General features: G+C 66.6%; 19 protein-coding genes and 1 pseudogene. 7 read left to right on the top strand and 13 right to left on the bottom strand.

Features of this window, described 5'->3' with window-relative positions; translation table 11 throughout:
• The 6 genes from VJV41_RS08545 to VJV41_RS08520 all read right to left on the bottom strand — a co-directional run.
• Positions 1 to 203 (bottom strand): adenosylhomocysteinase (locus tag VJV41_RS08545; RefSeq protein WP_325332864.1); only part of this gene is annotated, 203 nt, incomplete at its 3' end.
• 120 nt (positions 204 to 323) lie between these two features.
• Positions 324 to 956, bottom strand: coding sequence for a TetR family transcriptional regulator (locus VJV41_RS08540; protein WP_325332869.1), 633 nt, complete (start codon positions 954 to 956; stop codon positions 324 to 326).
• Between the two features lie 35 nt (positions 957 to 991).
• Positions 992 to 1,174, bottom strand: coding sequence for a rubredoxin (locus VJV41_RS08535; protein ID WP_325332863.1), 183 nt, complete (start codon positions 1,172 to 1,174; stop codon positions 992 to 994).
• Positions 1,171 to 1,344 carry a rubredoxin gene (locus tag VJV41_RS08530; RefSeq protein ID WP_325332862.1) on the bottom strand — a complete coding sequence of 58 codons (174 nt, stop codon included), beginning with the start codon at positions 1,342 to 1,344 and terminating at the stop codon, positions 1,171 to 1,173. Before VJV41_RS08530 ends, VJV41_RS08535 begins: the two co-directional genes overlap by 4 nt.
• Positions 1,341 to 2,555: an alkane 1-monooxygenase gene (locus tag VJV41_RS08525; protein WP_414684915.1), complete on the bottom strand. Its 1,215-nt coding sequence runs from the start codon at positions 2,553 to 2,555 to the stop codon at positions 1,341 to 1,343. Before VJV41_RS08525 ends, VJV41_RS08530 begins: the two co-directional genes overlap by 4 nt.
• Before the next feature lie 159 nt (positions 2,556 to 2,714).
• A complete protein-coding gene (locus VJV41_RS08520) occupies positions 2,715 to 4,187 on the bottom strand; it encodes an amino acid permease (protein WP_325332860.1) in 1,473 nt (490 codons plus the stop codon).
• Positions 4,188 to 4,231: 44 nt separating this feature from the next.
• Here VJV41_RS08520 and VJV41_RS08515 point away from each other — a divergent pair, with 44 nt between their 5' ends.
• The 3 genes and pseudogenes from VJV41_RS08515 to VJV41_RS08505 all read left to right on the top strand — a co-directional run.
• Positions 4,232 to 5,596 (top strand): oxidoreductase, encoded by a 1,365-nt coding sequence (locus VJV41_RS08515; RefSeq protein WP_325332859.1) that lies wholly within the window; start codon positions 4,232 to 4,234, stop codon positions 5,594 to 5,596.
• A gap of 49 nt (positions 5,597 to 5,645) precedes the next feature.
• On the top strand, positions 5,646 to 5,993 hold the full coding sequence (locus tag VJV41_RS08510) for a hypothetical protein (RefSeq protein WP_325332858.1): 348 nt from the start codon (positions 5,646 to 5,648) through the stop codon (positions 5,991 to 5,993).
• 46 nt (positions 5,994 to 6,039) lie between these two features.
• Positions 6,040 to 6,971, top strand: a pseudogene (locus tag VJV41_RS08505) (DUF808 domain-containing protein); the annotation flags it as partial.
• Here VJV41_RS08505 and manA read toward each other — a convergent pair.
• From manA to VJV41_RS08485, 4 genes are all read right to left on the bottom strand, one after another.
• Positions 6,972 to 8,198 (bottom strand): mannose-6-phosphate isomerase, class I, encoded by a 1,227-nt coding sequence (gene manA, locus VJV41_RS08500; protein WP_325332857.1) that lies wholly within the window; start codon positions 8,196 to 8,198, stop codon positions 6,972 to 6,974. It abuts the pseudogene before it with no gap.
• A 3-nt stretch (positions 8,199 to 8,201) separates the two neighbouring features.
• Positions 8,202 to 9,296, bottom strand: coding sequence for a TobH protein (locus tag VJV41_RS08495; protein WP_325332856.1), 1,095 nt, complete (start codon positions 9,294 to 9,296; stop codon positions 8,202 to 8,204).
• On the bottom strand, positions 9,293 to 10,678 hold the full coding sequence (locus tag VJV41_RS08490; protein WP_325332855.1) for a phosphomannomutase/phosphoglucomutase: 1,386 nt from the start codon (positions 10,676 to 10,678) through the stop codon (positions 9,293 to 9,295). Before VJV41_RS08490 ends, VJV41_RS08495 begins: the two co-directional genes overlap by 4 nt.
• A gap of 97 nt (positions 10,679 to 10,775) precedes the next feature.
• Positions 10,776 to 11,195, bottom strand: a complete 420-nt coding sequence (locus VJV41_RS08485) for a DUF3499 domain-containing protein (protein ID WP_325332854.1) — start codon at positions 11,193 to 11,195, stop codon at positions 10,776 to 10,778.
• A gap of 130 nt (positions 11,196 to 11,325) precedes the next feature.
• On the opposite strand from VJV41_RS08485, the gene VJV41_RS08480 reads away from it, so the two are divergent.
• Positions 11,326 to 11,748, top strand: coding sequence for a metallopeptidase family protein (locus VJV41_RS08480; RefSeq protein ID WP_325332868.1), 423 nt, complete (start codon positions 11,326 to 11,328; stop codon positions 11,746 to 11,748).
• Positions 11,749 to 11,757: 9 nt separating this feature from the next.
• On the opposite strand, the gene VJV41_RS08475 is transcribed toward VJV41_RS08480, so the two are convergent.
• The gene (locus VJV41_RS08475) at positions 11,758 to 12,159 is read right to left on the bottom strand and encodes a WhiB family transcriptional regulator (RefSeq protein ID WP_414684914.1); all 402 of its coding nucleotides are present in this window, start codon (positions 12,157 to 12,159) and stop codon (positions 11,758 to 11,760) included.
• Positions 12,160 to 12,451: 292 nt separating this feature from the next.
• Here VJV41_RS08475 and cofD point away from each other — a divergent pair, with 292 nt between their 5' ends.
• The 3 genes from cofD to VJV41_RS08460 are packed head-to-tail and all read left to right on the top strand — an operon-like array spanning position 12,452 to position 15,314.
• Positions 12,452 to 13,429 (top strand): 2-phospho-L-lactate transferase, encoded by a 978-nt coding sequence (gene cofD, locus VJV41_RS08470; protein ID WP_325332853.1) that lies wholly within the window; start codon positions 12,452 to 12,454, stop codon positions 13,427 to 13,429.
• Positions 13,426 to 14,775, top strand: a complete 1,350-nt coding sequence (locus VJV41_RS08465) for a coenzyme F420-0:L-glutamate ligase (protein WP_325332852.1) — start codon at positions 13,426 to 13,428, stop codon at positions 14,773 to 14,775. Before cofD ends, VJV41_RS08465 begins: the two co-directional genes overlap by 4 nt.
• Entirely contained in the window at positions 14,772 to 15,314 is a 543-nt protein-coding gene (locus VJV41_RS08460; RefSeq protein WP_325332851.1) for an NUDIX hydrolase, read from the top strand. The genes VJV41_RS08465 and VJV41_RS08460 overlap by 4 nt, the downstream gene beginning before the upstream one ends.
• Here VJV41_RS08460 and VJV41_RS08455 read toward each other — a convergent pair.
• Both VJV41_RS08455 and VJV41_RS08450 read right to left on the bottom strand, forming a co-directional pair.
• Positions 15,296 to 16,375, bottom strand: a complete 1,080-nt coding sequence (locus tag VJV41_RS08455) for an NDP-sugar synthase (protein WP_325332850.1) — start codon at positions 16,373 to 16,375, stop codon at positions 15,296 to 15,298. The genes VJV41_RS08460 and VJV41_RS08455 overlap by 19 nt on opposite strands.
• A 13-nt stretch (positions 16,376 to 16,388) precedes the next feature.
• On the bottom strand, positions 16,389 to 17,240 hold the full coding sequence (locus tag VJV41_RS08450; RefSeq protein ID WP_414684917.1) for a glycosyltransferase family 2 protein: 852 nt from the start codon (positions 17,238 to 17,240) through the stop codon (positions 16,389 to 16,391).
• Positions 17,241 to 17,259: the final 19 nt, after the last annotated feature.

Genomic DNA, 17,259 nt, shown 5'->3' with positions numbered 1-17,259 from the left:
GCGGTCTGGATGGTCATGTGCAGCGAACCCGAGATACGCGCACCCCTCAGCGGTGCGACCTCGGCGTACTCGCGCCGCAGCGCCATCAATCCCGGCATCTCGTGCTCGGCCAACCGGATCTCCTTGCGGCCGAACTCGGCCAGCGACAGATCGGCCACCTTGAAATCGATGCCATTACGGACATCAGCCTTCAACTCAGTCATGTAGAGCCCTTCTTCGTTCGTCATTGCCAATGTGCGCACGGACGTACGCAACGGCGACACCCATGCGGAAACCCCCTCAGCCTGCGGGCTCGCGGGACAGGCGCGTCGGCGCTCTGACAGCTAAGGGGTATCTACAACACCGTAGCGTTCGGCGAACGGCGTCATCAAACGGGCGAGGTCGCGGGCGACGTCGTGGTCGGCCTCCGGCGGCATCGAAACGTAGCTCATCGCGAGCCTGACGATAGCGCGGGCTAGCACCCCTGCATCCTCCTCGCTGGCGCGCACCCAGCTATTCATGAACGACTCGGTCAACCGCGCCGAACACCGCGTGATGATCGGCGCGCTGTCAGTGGTGATCAGCTGCAGCAGATCGGGCTTGGTTGTGCCGGTGAGCAGGGAGATCACCAACGGGTCGGCCGCTGACTCGGTGAAGAAGTCGCGGAAGCCCTGCAGGAACGCTGCATACACGTCGCCGACGTTGTCGTTGATCGCAGACTCGATCTGGTCGACAAGGCGGTCGGCCAACCGCAACGCGTATCCCTGCGCCAGGCCTTGGCGAGACCCGAATTCGTTGTAGATCGTCTGGCGGCTGATGCCTGCGGCCTTCGCGACGTCCGAAAGCGTGATCGACGACCAGTCGCGGGTGAGCAGCAACTCCCGCATGCCGTCGAGGATCGAATCGCGCAGCAGCACCCGCGACGCCTCGGCGTACGGAATGCGCTTGTCGCGCGGGCTGGTCACACGCGCGACAATATCCCCTCGCGTCGCTGCGCTCGCCCACGCCGCGGTCACGGTCGGGCGACCTCCACCATCTCGAAGTCCGATTTCGCCGCACCGCAATCCGGGCAGCTCCAGTCGTCGGGGATGTCCTCCCATCGCGTGCCGGGGGCGATGCCGTCCTCCGGCCAGCCTTTGGCCTCGTCGTACTCGAAGCCGCACTGCACACACACGAACAGCTTGTAATCCGTCATTGCCTTACTCCCATCTCTTCGAAGTCGACCTTCTCGCGAACCCCGCAGTCGGGGCAGCACCAGTCGTCGGGGATGTCGCTGAACGGCGTGCCCGCCGGGAATCCCTCTCTGGCAGCACCTTTCGCCTCGTCGTACATGTAATCGCAGACGGGGCAGCGGTAGGCGCTCATGCCGCGACTCCGTACCGAGCCAGCATCTTGTCGCGAACCCGCGAGTGCATGTTCACCTGTGTGATGTCACCGTTGTAGTGCTCGAGCACCCGGTGATCCATCACGCGGCGCCACAGCGGCGGGAAGTACGTCAGCGCGATCATCGACGCGTAGCCGCTGGGCAGGTTCGGCGCGCCCGTCATGCTGCGGAGCGTCTGGTAGCGCCGGGTCGGATTGGCGTGGTGATCGCTGTGCCGCTGCAGGTGGTACAAGAACAAGTTGGTGACGATGTGGTCCGAATTCCAGCTGTGCTCCGGCGCGCACCGCTCGTAGCGGCCGCTCTCGGTCTTCTGCCGCAGCAGGCCGTAGTGCTCCAGATAGTTGACGGTCTCCAGCAGCGTGAATCCGAACACCGCCTGGATCACCATGAACGGGATCAGCGCCGGGCCGAACACCGCGATCAGCACGCCCCAGAACACCACCGACATCAGCCAGGAGTTCAGCACGTCGTTCTCAATGTTCCACGGGCTCTTGCCAAGTCGGCGCATCCGCTGCGCCTCCAACTCCCACGATGAGCGCAGGCTCCCCCACACGCTGCGCGGCAGGAACTCCCAGAACGTCTCACCGAAGCGCGCCGACGCGGGATCCTCGGGCGTGGCGACCCGCACGTGATGGCCGCGGTTGTGCTCGATGTAGAAGTGGCCGTACCACGTCTGCGCAAGCGTGACCTTCGCCAGCCACCGCTCGAGCGAGTCCTTCTTGTGACCGAGCTCGTGCGCGGTGTTGATGCCCACCCCGCCGAGCATCCCGACCGAGAGCGCGAGACCGATCTTGGCCGGCCAGGCCAGGGAACCGTCGAAGCCGAGCCAGCTCAGGTCCGACGCCGTGAACAGATACGCGCCGAAGATCACGCTGGCGTACTGGAACGGGATGTAGATGTAGGTGCAGTAGCGGTAGTACTTGTCGTTCTCCAGCCGCTCCATCACCTCATCTGGCGGGTTCTGCCCGTCGGGCCCGTAGCGCAGGTCCAGCGCAGGCAGCACCACGTAGAGCAGGATCGGACCGATCCAGAAAGGCACCTGCGCCGCGACGTGCCAGCCCCACTGGTTGAACGCCCACACCAGTGGCAGCACGACGAACAACGCCGTCGGCGCGATCAACCCCATCAGCCATAGATGCCGCTTGCGGTCCCGCCATTGGGCGATCTCCACGTCGGAAAGATGTGTCGCCACCAAAGCCTCCTGAAGTGAGTGCCATCACGTCCTCAGATTGACTATAGAAGCGATTTTGTCGGCTGTCTAGACATAGATGTGTGTTTTGTAAAGCATCGCGCGCATGACTCCGCGATTCGGCGCGCAAACACGCGCTCAGCGCCGGTTATCGCGTCGAAATCACGCCGAGGCTGCGTCGGCTTCCCGCTGGGCCAGCACCGAATGCCGGCGGCCGTAGGCGAAGTAGATCAGCACCCCGGCGGCCATCCAGACGACGAATCGGATCCAGGTCAGCGCGGTGAGGTTGAGCATCAGCCACGTGCAGGCCACGATCGCGGCGATCGGCAGCAGCGGCACGCCCGGCGCCCGGAAGCCGCGCTCCAAATCGGGTCGGGTGCGCCGCAGCACGACGACGCCGGCGGAGACCAGGACGAAGGCGAACAGCGTGCCGATGTTGACCATCTCCTCGAGCTTGTCCATCGGGAACACCGATGCGGTGATCGCGACGAGCACGCCGACAAGAACCGTGATCCGCACCGGCGTGCCATGCGGGCCCGTCTTGGCCAACGGCCGGGGCAGCAACCCGTCGCGGCACATCGCGAAGAGCACCCGCGTCTGCCCGAGCACCAGCACGATCACGACGGTCGTCAGGCCGGCCAGCGCGCCGATCGAGATCACCTTGGCGGCCCAGTCAATACCGTTGGCCGTGAACGCCGTTGCGAGATTGACCTTTTCTCCTGCCTTGCGAAGCTCGGTGTAGCGCACCATGCCGGACAGCACGACGGCGACCGCCACGTACAGCACCGTGACGATGACCAGGGAGGCAATGATGCCGCGAGACACGTCGCGCTGCGGGTTCTTGGTCTCCTCGGCCGTGGTGGCGACGATGTCGAATCCGATGAACGCGAAGAACACGATCGACGCCCCGGCCAGCACGCCGTACCAGCCGTAGTGGCTGCCTTCGCCGCCGGTCAGTAAGGAGAACAGCGACTGTTCGGCACCGGTTCCGCCCTCGCCGGCTTCCGCAGGTGGAACGAACGGTGAGTAATTCGCCGTCTTGATGTAGAACGCCCCGACGACGACCACCAGCAGCACGACCGACACCTTGATCACGGTGATGACCAGGCTGACCTCGGCCGACAGCTTGGTACCCCACGCCAGGATCGCGGTGACAAACACGATGATCAGCAGCGCGCCCCAATCCAGTTGAAAGCCCGCGAAATCCGCTGTGCCCCCGCCGAATCCGAACACCGTCCCCAGATAGCTCGACCAGCCCTTGGCGACCACGGCCGCCGCGACCGCGAATTCCAGAATCAGGTCCCACCCGATGACCCAGGCGATGAATTCCCCGAACGTCGCATAGGAGAAGGTGTATGCACTGCCGGCTACCGGCACCGTCGAGGCGAACTCCGCGTAGCAGAGCGCGGCCAGACCGCAGGCGACTGCCGCGAACACGAATGAGATCGAGATTGCGGGGCCGGTGATGTTGCCGGCCGTCGAGGCCGTGATCGTGAAGATGCCCGCCCCGATCACCACCGAAACCCCGAACACGGTGAGATCCCACCAGTTCAGATCTTTTCGCAGCCGGGTCTCTGGCTCGTCGGTGTCGGCGATCGACTGCTCCACCGACTTGGTCCGCCACTTGCCGGTCATTCCAGGCCCTCCCTCCGCGGGAACGTATTTAGTACTGTCCCCCCATGGGGCGGAGCGGAAACCACGCCGTCGTAATCGGGGCCAGCATCGGGGGCTTGTGCGCCGCGCGGATTTTGTCGGATTTCTACGACCGGGTGACGGTGTTCGAGCGCGACGATCTTCCTGACGGTGCGGCGAACCGATCCGCGGTGCCGCAGGGCAGGCACGTGCACCTCCTGATGGCGCGCGGCGCGCAGGAGTTCGAGAGCCACTTTCCGGGTCTGCTCGACGACATGGTGGCAGCCGGTGTACCGATTCTGGAGAACCGTCCCGACTGCATCCACTTCGGCGCCGCCGGCCACGTCCTCGGCACCCACCACACGCTGCAGGACGAGTTCACCGCCTATGTCCCCAGCAGGCCGCACCTGGAATGGCAGATCCGCCGCCGTGTCGCCGCCCTCGACAACGTCGGCATCGTGCACGCCGTCGTCGTCGAGCCCCGCTACGACGTCAGCAGTCAGCGAGTAACGGGTGTGCTGCTCGAAACCGGCGAGGACATCGCGGCCGATTTCGTCGTCGATGCCGCTGGCCGCGGCACGCGCCTTCCAGTGTGGTTGGCGCAGTGGGGTTTTGAGCGTCCTACCGAGGAAGCCGTCGACGTCGGCATCGGCTATGCCACCCATCAACTGCGGATACCCGACGGTCTGATCGCCGAGAAGGTCATTGTTGCCGGCGCCTGCCGGGAACAGCCGCTCGGGCTGGGCATGCTGTATTACGAGGACGGCACCTGGGGACTGACGACGTTCGGTGTGAACAAAGTGGAGCCGCCGCACGATTTTGCCGGCATGTGTGCGCTGGCCGACGAGATCCTGCCCGCGCACGTCGCCGACGCGATCCGGCAGGGCGAACCCATCGGCGAAGTGGCGCTCCATAAATACCCGACCAGCCGATGGCGCCGTTACGACAAACTCGATCGCTTCCCCGCGGGCATCCTGCCGTTCGGCGACGCCGTCGCGAGCTTCAACCCGACCTTCGGGCAGGGCATGACGATGACGTCGCTACAAACCGGGCATCTGCGGCAGGCACTGCAGGGTGACGACGTGATCGGTGACTTCAATCGCGCGACCGCCAAGACGACGTATCCGGTGTGGACGATGAACGCGATCGGCGACCGCGTGTTGCACCGGGCCGGCGGCCCGATGCCGTGGTGGTACCGGCCGGTCGGCGGCCTGTTCGACCAGTTTCTCGGCGCGGCCGAGACGGATCCCGTTCTGGCCGAATGGTTCTTACGCCGCTTCAGCCTGCTCGACAGCCTGTACATGGTCCCGTCGGCCCGGCTGGTGGGCCGCACCATCCGCCACAACATGCGGCTGTGGCTGGCCGAGAAAAGGGCCACTAGACCGACCGCGGTGTCTGCGCCGGCCGGCTGAAACGCGGGATAATGGGGCCCGGCGATCGGAGGCCGCCATCAGCTCGTACATGTGGTCCATCGAAGACGTCGCGGCTCGTGACATCGCGTACTGGCTGGCGCCCGGCGGCACGGACAACGGCGTGTGGGCCGACACGTGGGTGGTCATCGCCGACCTCGATGCCGCCGACGCGACAGACGTTCTCGACTTGCTAGCCCAAGCAGACGTCGGTGGCTACGTAGCAATCCCCGGCGGCCGCAGGGCCCGGGCCAGAGGACCGGTCGCTCACAGCCTGTATGTCGACATGAAGCAATACGGCCGAGCGGTCGACGTGCTGGTCGCCTTCATGCAAGACCGTTGTGCGACACGAGCACCCCACCACAGCGGTGCGAGGCGATCGCGCGGCACGCCGCGGTGACCCTTTACCGTCGGCAGGTAGCCTTCGGTGCCATGGGGACGACGCGATGAGCGCCGGTCTGTTCGGACTACTCGACGACGTTGTCGCTCTGGCCAGGCTCGCGGCCGCTTCGGTCGATGACATCGGCGCCGCCGCCGGGCGCGCGACGGCCAAGGCGGCGGGAGTCGTCGTCGACGACACGGCAGTGACCCCGCAGTACGTTCACGGCATCACCGCCGAACGCGAGCTGCCCATCATCAAGCGGATCGCGATTGGGTCGCTGCGCAACAAGCTGCTGTTCATCCTGCCCGCCGCGTTGCTGCTCAGCCAGTTCGTGCCGTGGATGCTGACGCCGATCCTGATGCTCGGCGCGACCTATCTCTGTTATGAGGGCGCCGAGAAGGTATGGGGCCGCTTTCTTGGTCACGACGATCATGCCGCGCCCACAACGACGATCGGCGAGGACGCCGAGAAGCAGATGGCGGCGGGAGCGATCCGCACCGACTTCATCCTGTCCGCAGAAATCATGGTCATCGCGCTCAACGAGGTCGCCGATCAGTCGTTCTGGCCGCGGCTCATCATTCTGGCGATCGTTGCCGTGGTCATCACCATCGCGGTATACGGCGTGGTTGGCGCGATCGTGAAGATGGACGACGTCGGCCTGAGCCTCACGCAACGCAGCTCACGATTCGCGCAGGGGGTCGGCCGCGGCCTGGTCGCCGGGATGCCCAAACTGCTATCGGCACTTTCGGCCATCGGCACCGTGGCGATGCTCTGGGTCGGCGGACACATTCTGCTCGCCGGAACCGACGAGGTCGGCTGGCATGCACCGTACGGCCTCGTGCACCACGCCGAAGACTTCGTCCATCACGCCGTCCAGGGCGTCGGCGCGCTGCTGGCCTGGCTGGTCAACACCGCGGCATCAGCGGTGGTCGGACTGGTCGTCGGAACCGTGATCGTCGCGATCATGCATGTGCTGCCGTTCGGCCGCCGCGGTCACTAGATACCTACCGTGGCCCGGAACAACTTCGTCGGATTCTGTGCGACCAGCCGGATCGGGCCGTCGTCGGCGGCGACCCATGCCGCCATTCCGCGCTCAAGGGTCACCGCAGTGGTTTTGGCGTGCACGACTGTCGAACCCTCTGTGCAGAGCAGGATCTGCGGGCCGTCGTGGCGAGTCGGCGCGTCGATCTCGTGGCCGAGCGCCTCGCCGTCGATGCACAGCACCGACACCGCGAACTCCGGGGCGGGTGTGTTGTAGACGAGCTCCGCGCCGTCCCGGCTGATTTCGGGGCGGATCACCACGTCGGCTGCCGGGTGAAAGTCGAGTACTCGCAACAGCTCCGGCACGTCGACGTGTTTGGGGGTCAATCCGCCGCGTAACACGTTGTCGGAGTTGGCCATTACTTCGACGCCAACCCCGTGCAGGTACGCATGCAAATTGCCCGCGGGCAGATAGATACCTTCGCCCGGTTTGAGGCTGATGCGGTTCAGCAGCAGCGAGGCCAATACGCCGGCGTCAGCCGGATACCGCTCGCCGAGCTCGAGCACCGTCTTGGCCTCGGCCGCGAACTTCTTTTTCCCCGACCGGACATAGTGGATCGCACCTTCGATCACCGCGGGCACCAGCACGTCGAGGTCGGGCTGCGGCGCCGTGATCCACGTGGTGAACAGCGCGCGCAGGCCGTCGGCGTCGGACTGACCCGACAGCAGGTTGACGAACGGGTCGAGGTCGCTGACCGCCAGCGCACGCATCAATTCCACGCTGCTGGCCGCGGGTCGGAAACCGGCCAAGGCCTCGAATTGCCCTAGTGCGACCAGTAATTCGGGCTTGTGGCTGCGGTCGCGATAGTTACGCGTCGGCGCCGAAACACCGATCCCGAGCTTCTCCTCGCGGGCGAAGCCCTCTAACGCCTGCTCGGCGCTCGGATGCGCTTGCAGCGACAAGGGCTCATCGGCGGCCAGCACCTTCAGCAGGAACGGCAGTGTGTCGCCGAAGCGCCCGCGTACGGCCGCGCCGAGTTGGCCCTCGGGATCGTCGCGCAGTGTGTCGAGCAGCGATACCTCGCCCTCGTCGGTCTCCAGCCACGCCGGATCGCCCGGATGCGCGCCGAACCACAGCTCCGCCTCGGGATGCGCTGTGGGAGAACGCCTTCCGGTGAAGTCGGCAATCGCGGTCCGCGAACCCCATGCATAGGTCCGCACCGCTCCGCGTAGCAGGTGCACTCGTTAACCTCGAACCAGTCGCAGGTAGGTGGCCGTCATCTCCAGTCTGACGGCCAGCATCGCCAGTTGTCGTTCCGGACGGCCGGTCGCGGGTGTCACCGCGGCCGACGGTGTATCGGACGCCTCCGGCACATCCTCGGCGGTGATCACATCGACATCGGCAAGCCCGGCGACCCGCGAGATCACCACTTGGCGTTCGGCGTCGGTGGCCAACACGAACGTCCGCACCCGCCGCGGCAGCGGACCGTCGATCTGTTCGTCATGGAATATCGACTTCTGCCCTTCGGCTCCCGATCCGCCACCCATGCCACCCCGCAGCGCCGCGAGGGCGTCGGACAGTCCGACCGCGGCCACCGCCTGGTGGGCGACCCGCAGCAATACCGACGCACCGTGCCGGGCCAGCGCCAGGGTGGCCGCATTGTCAGCAGCGAGCACGACATCGCGGCCCGTCATGCGTTCGGCCAGCGTCTTGGCGGGGTTGGTGAACAGTTCGTGGCCGGCGCTGTTGCGAAACGCCTCGGCGTCGAGTTCGTCGGCCAGCGCGGCCAGATCCACGCGCATCCCCGGATCCACCGCGCCCAGTGTGGCAAGGCCGGCTGCCAGATAGCGGCTCAGGCCGTAGTCGTCGGGCACCCGGACCCGAGGCGTCAGAGCGACGGACCGGCCGGCGGTCGCGTCGCGTAGCGGGCCTTCATACGGCGCGACGATGACGACGCGCGCGCCGCGCCGCACGCCCGTCGCGGCGGCCGCCACCAGAGCCGGATCGCCGGGATCGTCGCCGGCGACGATGAGTACGTCCAGCGCGCCGATCCACGGTGGCGCTTCGGAGGCGACGACGATGGGCGCGGCCACCGAACCGCCGAGCGCCGCGGCGAGCATCGACCCCGCGGTCTCCGCGTTTCCCCGGCCTGCCACCCAGATCACCGTTCTCGGTGGCTCGTCGGACTTCAGCGAGTCAAGATCACCCTCGTCGACCGCCGCCGCTGTGGCACGCACTTGCGCCCCCGCCATCGATGCCGCGCGCAGCAAACCGTCCTGGTCGGCGGCGATAAGCCCTTCGACATCGTCTAGGTCGAGGACGTCCTGGGCGGCATTCACGTGGACGCCTCACTGCGGGCAGCGATTTGAGCGGCCACCTGACCGACGATCTCGTCGACCTCTTCGGCGCTGCGGGCCTCGACGTTGAGCCGCAGCAACGGCTCGGTGTTGGACATGCGCAGGTTGAACCAGCTCCCGTCACCGAGGTCGACGGTCACTCCGTCGAGGTGATCGATGGAGTGAATGCGAGTGCCGAACGACTTCAGGACGTCGTCCACGCACGCCTCCGCGTCGATGACGGTGAAGTTGATCTCGCCGGATGCTTCGTAGCGCTGGTAGTCGGCCATCAGTTCCGACAGCGGCCGCTGCTGTTCGCCCAGTGCCGCCAGCACGTAAAGCGCCGCCAGCATCCCGGAGTCGGCGCCCCAGAAGTCGCGAAAGTAGTAGTGCGCCGAGTGTTCACCACCAAAGATCGCGCCGGTCTCGGCCATCAGCGCCTTGATGTAGGAATGTCCCACCCGCGAGCGGATCGGCGTGCCACCTCGCTCCACGACCAGTTCCGGCACCGCTCGCGAGGTGATCAAGTTGTGGATCACCGATGCGCCGATCTCTCTGCCCAATTCTCGCGCGGCGACCAGCGCGGTCACCGCCGACGGGGAAACCGGATGCCCCTTTTCGTCCACGACAAAACACCGGTCTGCATCGCCGTCGAAGGCGAGCCCGATGTCGGCGCCCGTCTCGACGACGTAGGCCTGAAGGTCGACGAGATTCGCCGCGTCCAGTGGGTTGGCCTCGTGGTTGGGGAAGGTGCCGTCGAGTTCGAAGTACATCGGCAACAGCGTGATTGCGGAGACCGGGCCCAGCACTGCGGGTGTGGTGTGCCCGGCCATGCCGTTTCCGGCGTCCACCGCGACCCGAAGCGGACGCAGGTCGGTGACGTCGACAAGTGACCGCAGGAAATCGCCGTAGTCGGCCAGCACGTCGCGGTCGGAGATGCTGCCCCGCGGCCCGTCGTAGGCGGGCACGCCCACGATGATGTCCTCACTGATGGCCGTCAGCCCGGTGTCCTTGCCGACGGGTTTGGCGCCGGCGCGGCAGAGCTTGATCCCGTTGTAGGCGGCCGGGTTGTGACTGGCGGTGAACATCGCGCCCGGGCAGTCCAGCAGACCCGACGCGAAATACAGCTGATCCGTTGAGGCCAGCCCGATCCGAACCACGTCGAGGCCTTGGGCGACAACGCCGTCGGCGAACGCCGCCGATAGCGACGGTGAACTGGCCCGCATGTCGTGGCCGATCACCACTTGCGAAGCACCGTCGCGGACCAGTCGCGCGAACGCGCCCCCGACGTCGGCGACGAATTGCTCGTCGAGTTCCTCGCCGACCAGTCCGCGGACGTCATACGCCTTGATGACGCGGTGAACATCCGCGGCGGGCCGAGACATAGGACTCCTTGCGAAGGGGACTGTTGGCGCCAGCCTAACCGTCGCGCGGTCGCAACACGCCGACTAGTCAAGCCTTTGGGCTCCGGCTAGGCGGGCTCTAATCGCTCGGGTCTGGCAACACCCTCAGGTGACCGCGCCTGCGTCCGTTCGACTCGGGTCTACGGGCCGGCGGGGCCATCAGGGCGCCTCCGTGTACACCGGTCACCGGATCGGAAAACCCTGCCGCGACGCCGTTCATCGGAGCTGTGCCGTCGCGTCCTTCACGCACCGCGTCGGCCAGCGCGACCAGATCGTCTTCGTCCGGATGAGCCGGCAGCGGTCCCGCGTGGCGAACCAGCTCCCAGCCGCGGGGAGCGGTGATCCGGCCGGCGTGCGCCACGCACAGATCCCACGAATGCGGCTCGGAAACCGTGGCCAGGGGACCTACGACGGCCGTCGAATCCGAGTAGACGAAGGTCAGCGTCGCGACCGCATAGTGGGGGCACCCGGGCCGGCAGCAGCGACGGGGAACGTTCACAGCGAGAGGCTATCGTGCGGAATCGCCATGGGCCGCCGGACACGCGCAGCCGCGGGGTCGACGATCTCCAACCGTTACCCTTCATATCGTGGCCGAGCAGAATCTGCGGCGATCACGTCGCGGCCGGGAAATGCGCGGGCCGCTCCTTCCGCCATCGGTACCGGGCTGGCGGAGCCGCGCCGAGCGGTTCGACATGGCGGTGCTGGAAGCGTACGAACCCATCGAGCGCCGGTGGGCCGAGAGGGTGTCGGCACTCGACGTCGCCGTCGACGAGATACCTCGTATCTCACCGAAAGATCCCGACGCGGTGTCGTGGCCGCCGGAGGTGCTCGCCGACGGCCCGATCGCGCTGGCCCGACTCATCCCGGCCGGTGTCGATGTCCGCGGTAACGCGACGCGCGCGCGAATTGTGCTGTTCCGCAAGCCAATTGAGCGACGGGCTAAGGACACCGTCGAGCTGGCGGAGCTGTTGCATGAGGTCTTGGTGGCTCAGGTGGCCACGTACTTGGGCGTCGAACCTTCTGTCATCGACCCGACGATCGATGACGAGTGAACACCCCGACTAGATGATGCCGCGCTTGAGGCGACGGCGTTCGCGCTCGGAGAGCCCGCCCCAGATGCCGAAGCGCTCGTCGTGGGCCAGCGCGTAGTCCAGGCACTTGTCGCGCACCTCGCAACCCATGCAGATTCGCTTGGCCTCGCGGGTCGAGCCGCCCTTCTCAGGAAAAAACGCCTCGGGGTCCGTTTGCGCGCACAAACCGCGCTCTTGCCATTGCTCATCTTCAGTAGTTGCCGGGGCAACTTCATATCTCTCGGGTTGCTCAGGCACCAAACTCAATTGAGGACGTCCCGGTGCCCCAATTGGTGTCGGTCCGGTAATGGTGTGACGGGTGTCGCCTACTGAGCCGAGAATCCGATTGTCAAACCGGTCGTGGTGACCGAAATCGACCTGCTCATAAGCCATGTTCCGCCTCCTCACCTGGTCTCGTAGATCCCTAAATTAAGCCCCACTATTGTCATGTGCGGCCATCTCAATTCGAACAAGTGATCGAATCTCGGTCTGCGACACCGGAACCGGCCGGCCAACCGCGAAATGACACTGGTGTGATTACACACGCGTTAGCTGCTGCGGTCAAGCGCTGGAACAGAAATTCATACCATTCCGTGATCCGAATTCGGCGCGTCGGCGCATCGGCGTGTCTCTCACACCCCCGTGCCGCAACCGGTTCCGGCGCGACGGCCTAGTGTCGGTCGATGTGAAGGTCACGGTTCTGGTCGGTGGCGTCGGCGGCGCCCGCTTCCTGCTGGGCGTGCAACGCTTGTTGGGGCTTGGCCAGTTCGGTGAATCTTCCCATGAGCTGACGGCCGTGGTGAACATCGGCGACGACGCCTGGATGTACGGCGTGCGCATCTGCCCCGACCTGGACACGTGCATGTACACGCTCGGTGGCGGCATCGACCCGGAACGCGGCTGGGGGCACCGCGACGAAACCTGGCACGCCAAAGAGGAACTCGCGGCCTACGGTGTACAGCCGGACTGGTTCGGGCTTGGCGACCGCGACCTGGCCACCCATCTGGTGCGCAGCCAGATGCTGCGCGCCGGTTATCCGCTGTCGGAAGTCACCGAAGCGCTGTGCCAGCGCTGGTCGCCCGGGGCGCGGCTGCTGCCGGCCAGTGACGACCGCAGCGAAACCCACGTCGTCATCACCGATCCCAGCGATGGCGAGAAACGCGCGATCCACTTTCAGGAATGGTGGGTGCGCTACCGCGCTCAGGTCCAAACGCATAGCTTTGCGTTCGTGGGCGCCGACAAAGCCACCGCAGGCCCCGGTGTCACCGAGGCGATAGCGGACGCCGACGTGGTGCTGATCGCGCCGTCCAACCCGGTGGTGAGCATCGGCGCGATACTGGCCATCTCCGGCATCCGCGGTGCACTGCGCTCCACAAAAGCACGCGTGATCGGCTACTCCCCCATCATCGGCGGAAAGCCCTTGCGGGGCATGGCCGACGAATGCCTGTCGGTCATCGGCGTAGCGAGCACCTCCGAAGCCGTCGGTGGCTACTACGGTCCCCGCTCGGGCGTCGGCATCCTCGACGGCTGGTTGATTCACGAGGGCGACCACGCCGAGATCGACGGCGTCGAGGTGCGGGCGGTGCCTCTACTGATGACGGCTCCGGCGGCGACAGCCGAAATGATCCGTGCCGGATTGGACCTCGCCGGGGTGAAGCCGTGACCGAGCACGGTTCCGCCGCTGCGGTTGAACTACTTCCTGTGGCGGGCCTGCCCGAGTTTCGTCCCGGCGACGACCTCGCCGCGGCCATCGCCGAGGCGGCGCCTTGGCTCCAAGACGACGACGTCGTGGTGGTCACCAGCAAGGTGGTGTCCAAGTGTGAGGGCCGCATCGTCGCCGCGCCGTCCGATCCCGAGGAACGGGATGCGCTGCGGCGCAAGCTGATCGACGCCGAAGCAGTGCGAGTGCTGGCACGCAAGGGCCGCACCTTGATCACCGAGAATGCGCTCGGCTTGGTGCAGGCCGCTGCCGGAGTCGACGGATCCAACATCGGATCAACAGAATTGGCGCTTCTTCCAGAGGATCCCGACACCAGCGCGGCAACGCTGCGGGCAGGGCTACGCGATCGGCTCGGTGTCACCGTCGGCGTGGTCATCACGGATACGATGGGCCGGGCCTGGCGCAACGGGCAGGCCGACTTCGCGATCGGTGCTGCGGGCCTAACCGTGCTGCACGGATACGCCGGGGCGCAGGACCGGCACGGAAACGAGTTGATCGTCACCGAGATCGCCGTCGCCGACGAGATCGCGGCTGCGGCCGACTTGGTGAAGGGCAAACTGACCGACATTCCGGCCGCGGTGGTGCGCGGATTGACATTGTCCGACAACGGGTCCAACGCACGCACATTGTTGCGGCCGGGCGAGGAGGACCTGTTCTGGCTGGGCACCGAGGAAGCGATCGCGTTGGGCCGCAGCCAGGCCCAGCTGCTGCGGCGCTCGGTGCGCCAGTTCAGTGGTGAGCCTGTCGCGGCCGAACTCATCGAGGCCGCCGTAGCCGAAGCGCTCACCGCGCCTGCCCCACATCACACCCGGCCGGTGCGGTTCGTCTGGATGCAGGACCCGGCCAAGCGCCTGCGGCTGCTGGACCGGATGAAGGAGAAGTGGCGCGCCGACCTGACCGGCGACGGAAGGCCGGCCGACGCCGTCGAGCGCCGCATCGGCCGCGGCCAGATCCTCTACGACGCACCGGAGCTGGTGATCCCGTTCATGGTGCGCGACGGTGCCCACAGCTACCCCGACCCGGCCCGGACCGCGGCCGAGCACACGATGTTCACCGTCGCGGTGGGTGCTGCCGTGCAGGCGCTGCTGGTGGCGCTTGCGGTGCGCGGCGTGGGCAGCTGCTGGATCGGCTCGACGATCTTCGCTGCGGACCTGGTCCGCGACGAATTGGCCCTGCCGGCAGAGTGGGAACCGTTGGGCGCCATTGCGATCGGATACCCCGAAGACGGCACGGCGCCATCCGGACCACGCGACCCGGTCCCGACCGACGGCCTGCTGGTGCGCAAGTGAGTCTGCATGCCTCGGCCGTCGAGACCTTGACCGGTTGGCACGCACCAGATCCAGAGCAGGACACACTGCGCCACGCCGTGCTCGCGTTTCTCGCCGCCCGTCCCGATGGTTGTCTGCGTGAATGCGTGCCCGGCCATGTCACGGCCTCGGCGCTGGTGCTCGACTACACCGGCACGCACGCACTGCTGACGTTGCACCCGCGCTTCGGCCGGTGGTTGCAACTCGGCGGGCATTGCGAAGCAACCGATCCCGACATCGTCTCCGCCGCGCTGCGGGAAGCCACAGAGGAATCCGGGATCGACGACTTGACCATCGACCCGGCGCTGGCCGCGCTGCACGTGCACCCCGTCACCTGCTCGCTCGGCGTGCCGACCCGTCACCTTGACATGCAGTTCATCGTGCACGCGCCGGCCGACGCCGAAATCGCGGTCAGCGACGAGTCTTTGGATCTGCGGTGGTGGCCGCTACAAGGACTGCCCGAGGACTGCGACTTCGGCCTGACGCAACTGGCGAAGGCTGCTCAGACGTCGGTCGAATAGCGGATGCCGCCGTCGGGAATCGTGACTCCCGGCCACACCCGCGCACCGCGTAGCAATTCGCAGCGCGCACCGATGTCGGCGCCGTCGCCGATCACGCCGTCGCGGACCAACGCGCGCGGACCGATACGGGCGCCGAAGCCGATGATCGAGCGTTCGATCACCGCGCCCGCGCCGATGCGCACCCCGTCGAAGATCACCGCACCGTCAAGCCGTGCGCCCGCACCGATTTCGGCGCCGCGACCCACGACCGTTCCGCCGATCAGCAGCGCACCGGGCGAGACCGCGGCGCCGTCGTGTACAAGCTTTTCGCCGCGCTGCCCGCCGAGCGCCGGCGACGGCGCGATACCCCGCACGAGATCGGCCGAACCGCGGACGAAATCGTCGGGCGTGCCCATGTCTCGCCAGTACGTGGCGTCGACGTAGCCGCACACCTTGAGCCCATCCGATAGCAGCTGCGGGAACACCTCGCGCTCCACCGACAGCGGCCTGCCCTTCGGAATCCCATCGATGACCGAGCGCTTGAACACGTAGCAGCCCGCGTTGACCTGATCGGTCGGCGGATCCTGGGTCTTCTCCAAGAACGCGGTCACCACGCCCTCGGAGTCCGTTGGCACGCAGCCGAATGCCCGGGGATCGCCGACGCGCACCAGGTGCAGCGTGACGTCGGCGCCGTTGCTTTCATGGGTCTGCAGCAGCGCACCCAGATCGGCGCCGGAGAGCACGTCGCCGTTGAACACCAGCGCGGTGTCGTAGCGCAGCTTGTCCGCAACATTGGCGATGCCGCCGCCGGTGCCCAGCGGCTCATCCTCGACGACGTAGTCGATCTGCAGTCCGAGCTTGGAGCCGTCGCCGAACTCCGATTCGAAGACGCTGGCCTTGTACGACGTGCCCAGCACCACGTGCTCGATGCCGGCATCGGCGATCCGCGACAGTAGGTGCGTCAGAAACGGCAGACCCGCAGTCGGCAGCATCGGCTTGGGCGCCGAGAGCGTCAGCGGTCGCAGCCGCGTGCCCAAGCCACCAACCAGGACGACAGCATCCACCTCTGCCGGGTTGACCATCAGGGCCGTCCTTTCACCTGCCTCGCCGAGAATTGCGGACCACCAGACTCGCGCGTGCGGCCAGTGCTGCCCTGATCGTCCACCGCAGCGGCGCCTGCCATCGCTTCGGATGCCGATCTGACAGGAAAGTGTAGGTGCTCGTATGGTGGGCCGCCAAGTTGCGGGCCGGGTCCCGGCCGGTGGCGTGGCCCTTGTCGTGCAAAATCTCCGCCGACGGCACATATACGTTCTGCCAGCCCGCCTTACCGAGGCGATCACCCAGGTCGACGTCTTCCATGTACATGAAATAGCGCTCGTCGAAGCCCGACACCTCATCGAACGCAGCGCGCCGCAGCAACAGGCACGAGCCCGACAGCCAGCCGACGGGGCGTTCGCTGGGCTCCAACCGCTCCTGGCGGTATTCCGCGGTCCACGGGTTGGCCTTCCAGAACGGACCGACCACGGCGTGCATCCCACCCCGGATCAGGCTCGGCAGGTGGCGCGCCGACGGGTAGACCGAACCGTCGGGGTCGCGGATCAACGGCCCCAGCGCACCGGCGCGCGGCCAGCGCGCGGCGGCCCCCATCAGGATGTCGATGCTGCGCGGCCCCCACTGCACATCCGGGTTCGCAACCACGAAAAACTCCGGATAGCCCGAGTCCTTGAGGTACTCGTCGACAGCCCGGTTCACCGCGGTTCCGTAGCCGAGGTTGCCGCCGGTACGCAACAGCCGGGCGTTGGGATAGCGCTCGAGCGCCTCTTCGGGGGCGCCGTCGGTCGAACCGTTGTCGGCCATGATCACCGTCACCGGCCGGTCGGTCGCATGCGACAGCGAGGCCAAGAACCGGTCGAGGTGTGGTCCCGGTGAGTACGTAACCGTCACCACCACCAATTCGTCACTCACG

Origin of the sequence: Mycobacterium sp., from assembly GCF_035274705.1 — a bacterium.
Classification (GTDB): domain Bacteria; phylum Actinomycetota; class Actinomycetes; order Mycobacteriales; family Mycobacteriaceae; genus Mycobacterium.
Note: the sequence above shows the minus strand (reverse complement) of the source record. Positions and strands in the feature narration are given on the sequence as shown.

Bases quoted from the DNA above. Each gene is read 5' to 3' on its own strand.
- VJV41_RS08520 (WP_325332860.1), bottom strand. From the start codon at position 4,187: ATGACCGGCAAGTGGCGGACCAAGTCGGTGGAGCAGTCGATCGCCGAC.
- VJV41_RS08475 (WP_414684914.1), bottom strand. From the start codon at position 12,159: ATGGCTTATGAGCAGGTCGATTTCGGTCACCACGACCGGTTTGACAAT.
- VJV41_RS08480 (WP_325332868.1), top strand. From the start codon at position 11,326: ATGCGCGGGCCGCTCCTTCCGCCATCGGTACCGGGCTGGCGGAGCCGC.
- VJV41_RS08510 (WP_325332858.1), top strand. From the start codon at position 5,646: ATGTGGTCCATCGAAGACGTCGCGGCTCGTGACATCGCGTACTGGCTG.
- VJV41_RS08490 (WP_325332855.1), bottom strand. From the start codon at position 10,678: ATGTCTCGGCCCGCCGCGGATGTTCACCGCGTCATCAAGGCGTATGAC.
- VJV41_RS08515 (WP_325332859.1), top strand. From the start codon at position 4,232: ATGGGGCGGAGCGGAAACCACGCCGTCGTAATCGGGGCCAGCATCGGG.
- VJV41_RS08530 (WP_325332862.1), bottom strand. From the start codon at position 1,344: ATGAGCGCCTACCGCTGCCCCGTCTGCGATTACATGTACGACGAGGCG.
- VJV41_RS08455 (WP_325332850.1), bottom strand. From the start codon at position 16,375: ATGGTCAACCCGGCAGAGGTGGATGCTGTCGTCCTGGTTGGTGGCTTG.
- VJV41_RS08535 (WP_325332863.1), bottom strand. From the start codon at position 1,174: ATGACGGATTACAAGCTGTTCGTGTGTGTGCAGTGCGGCTTCGAGTAC.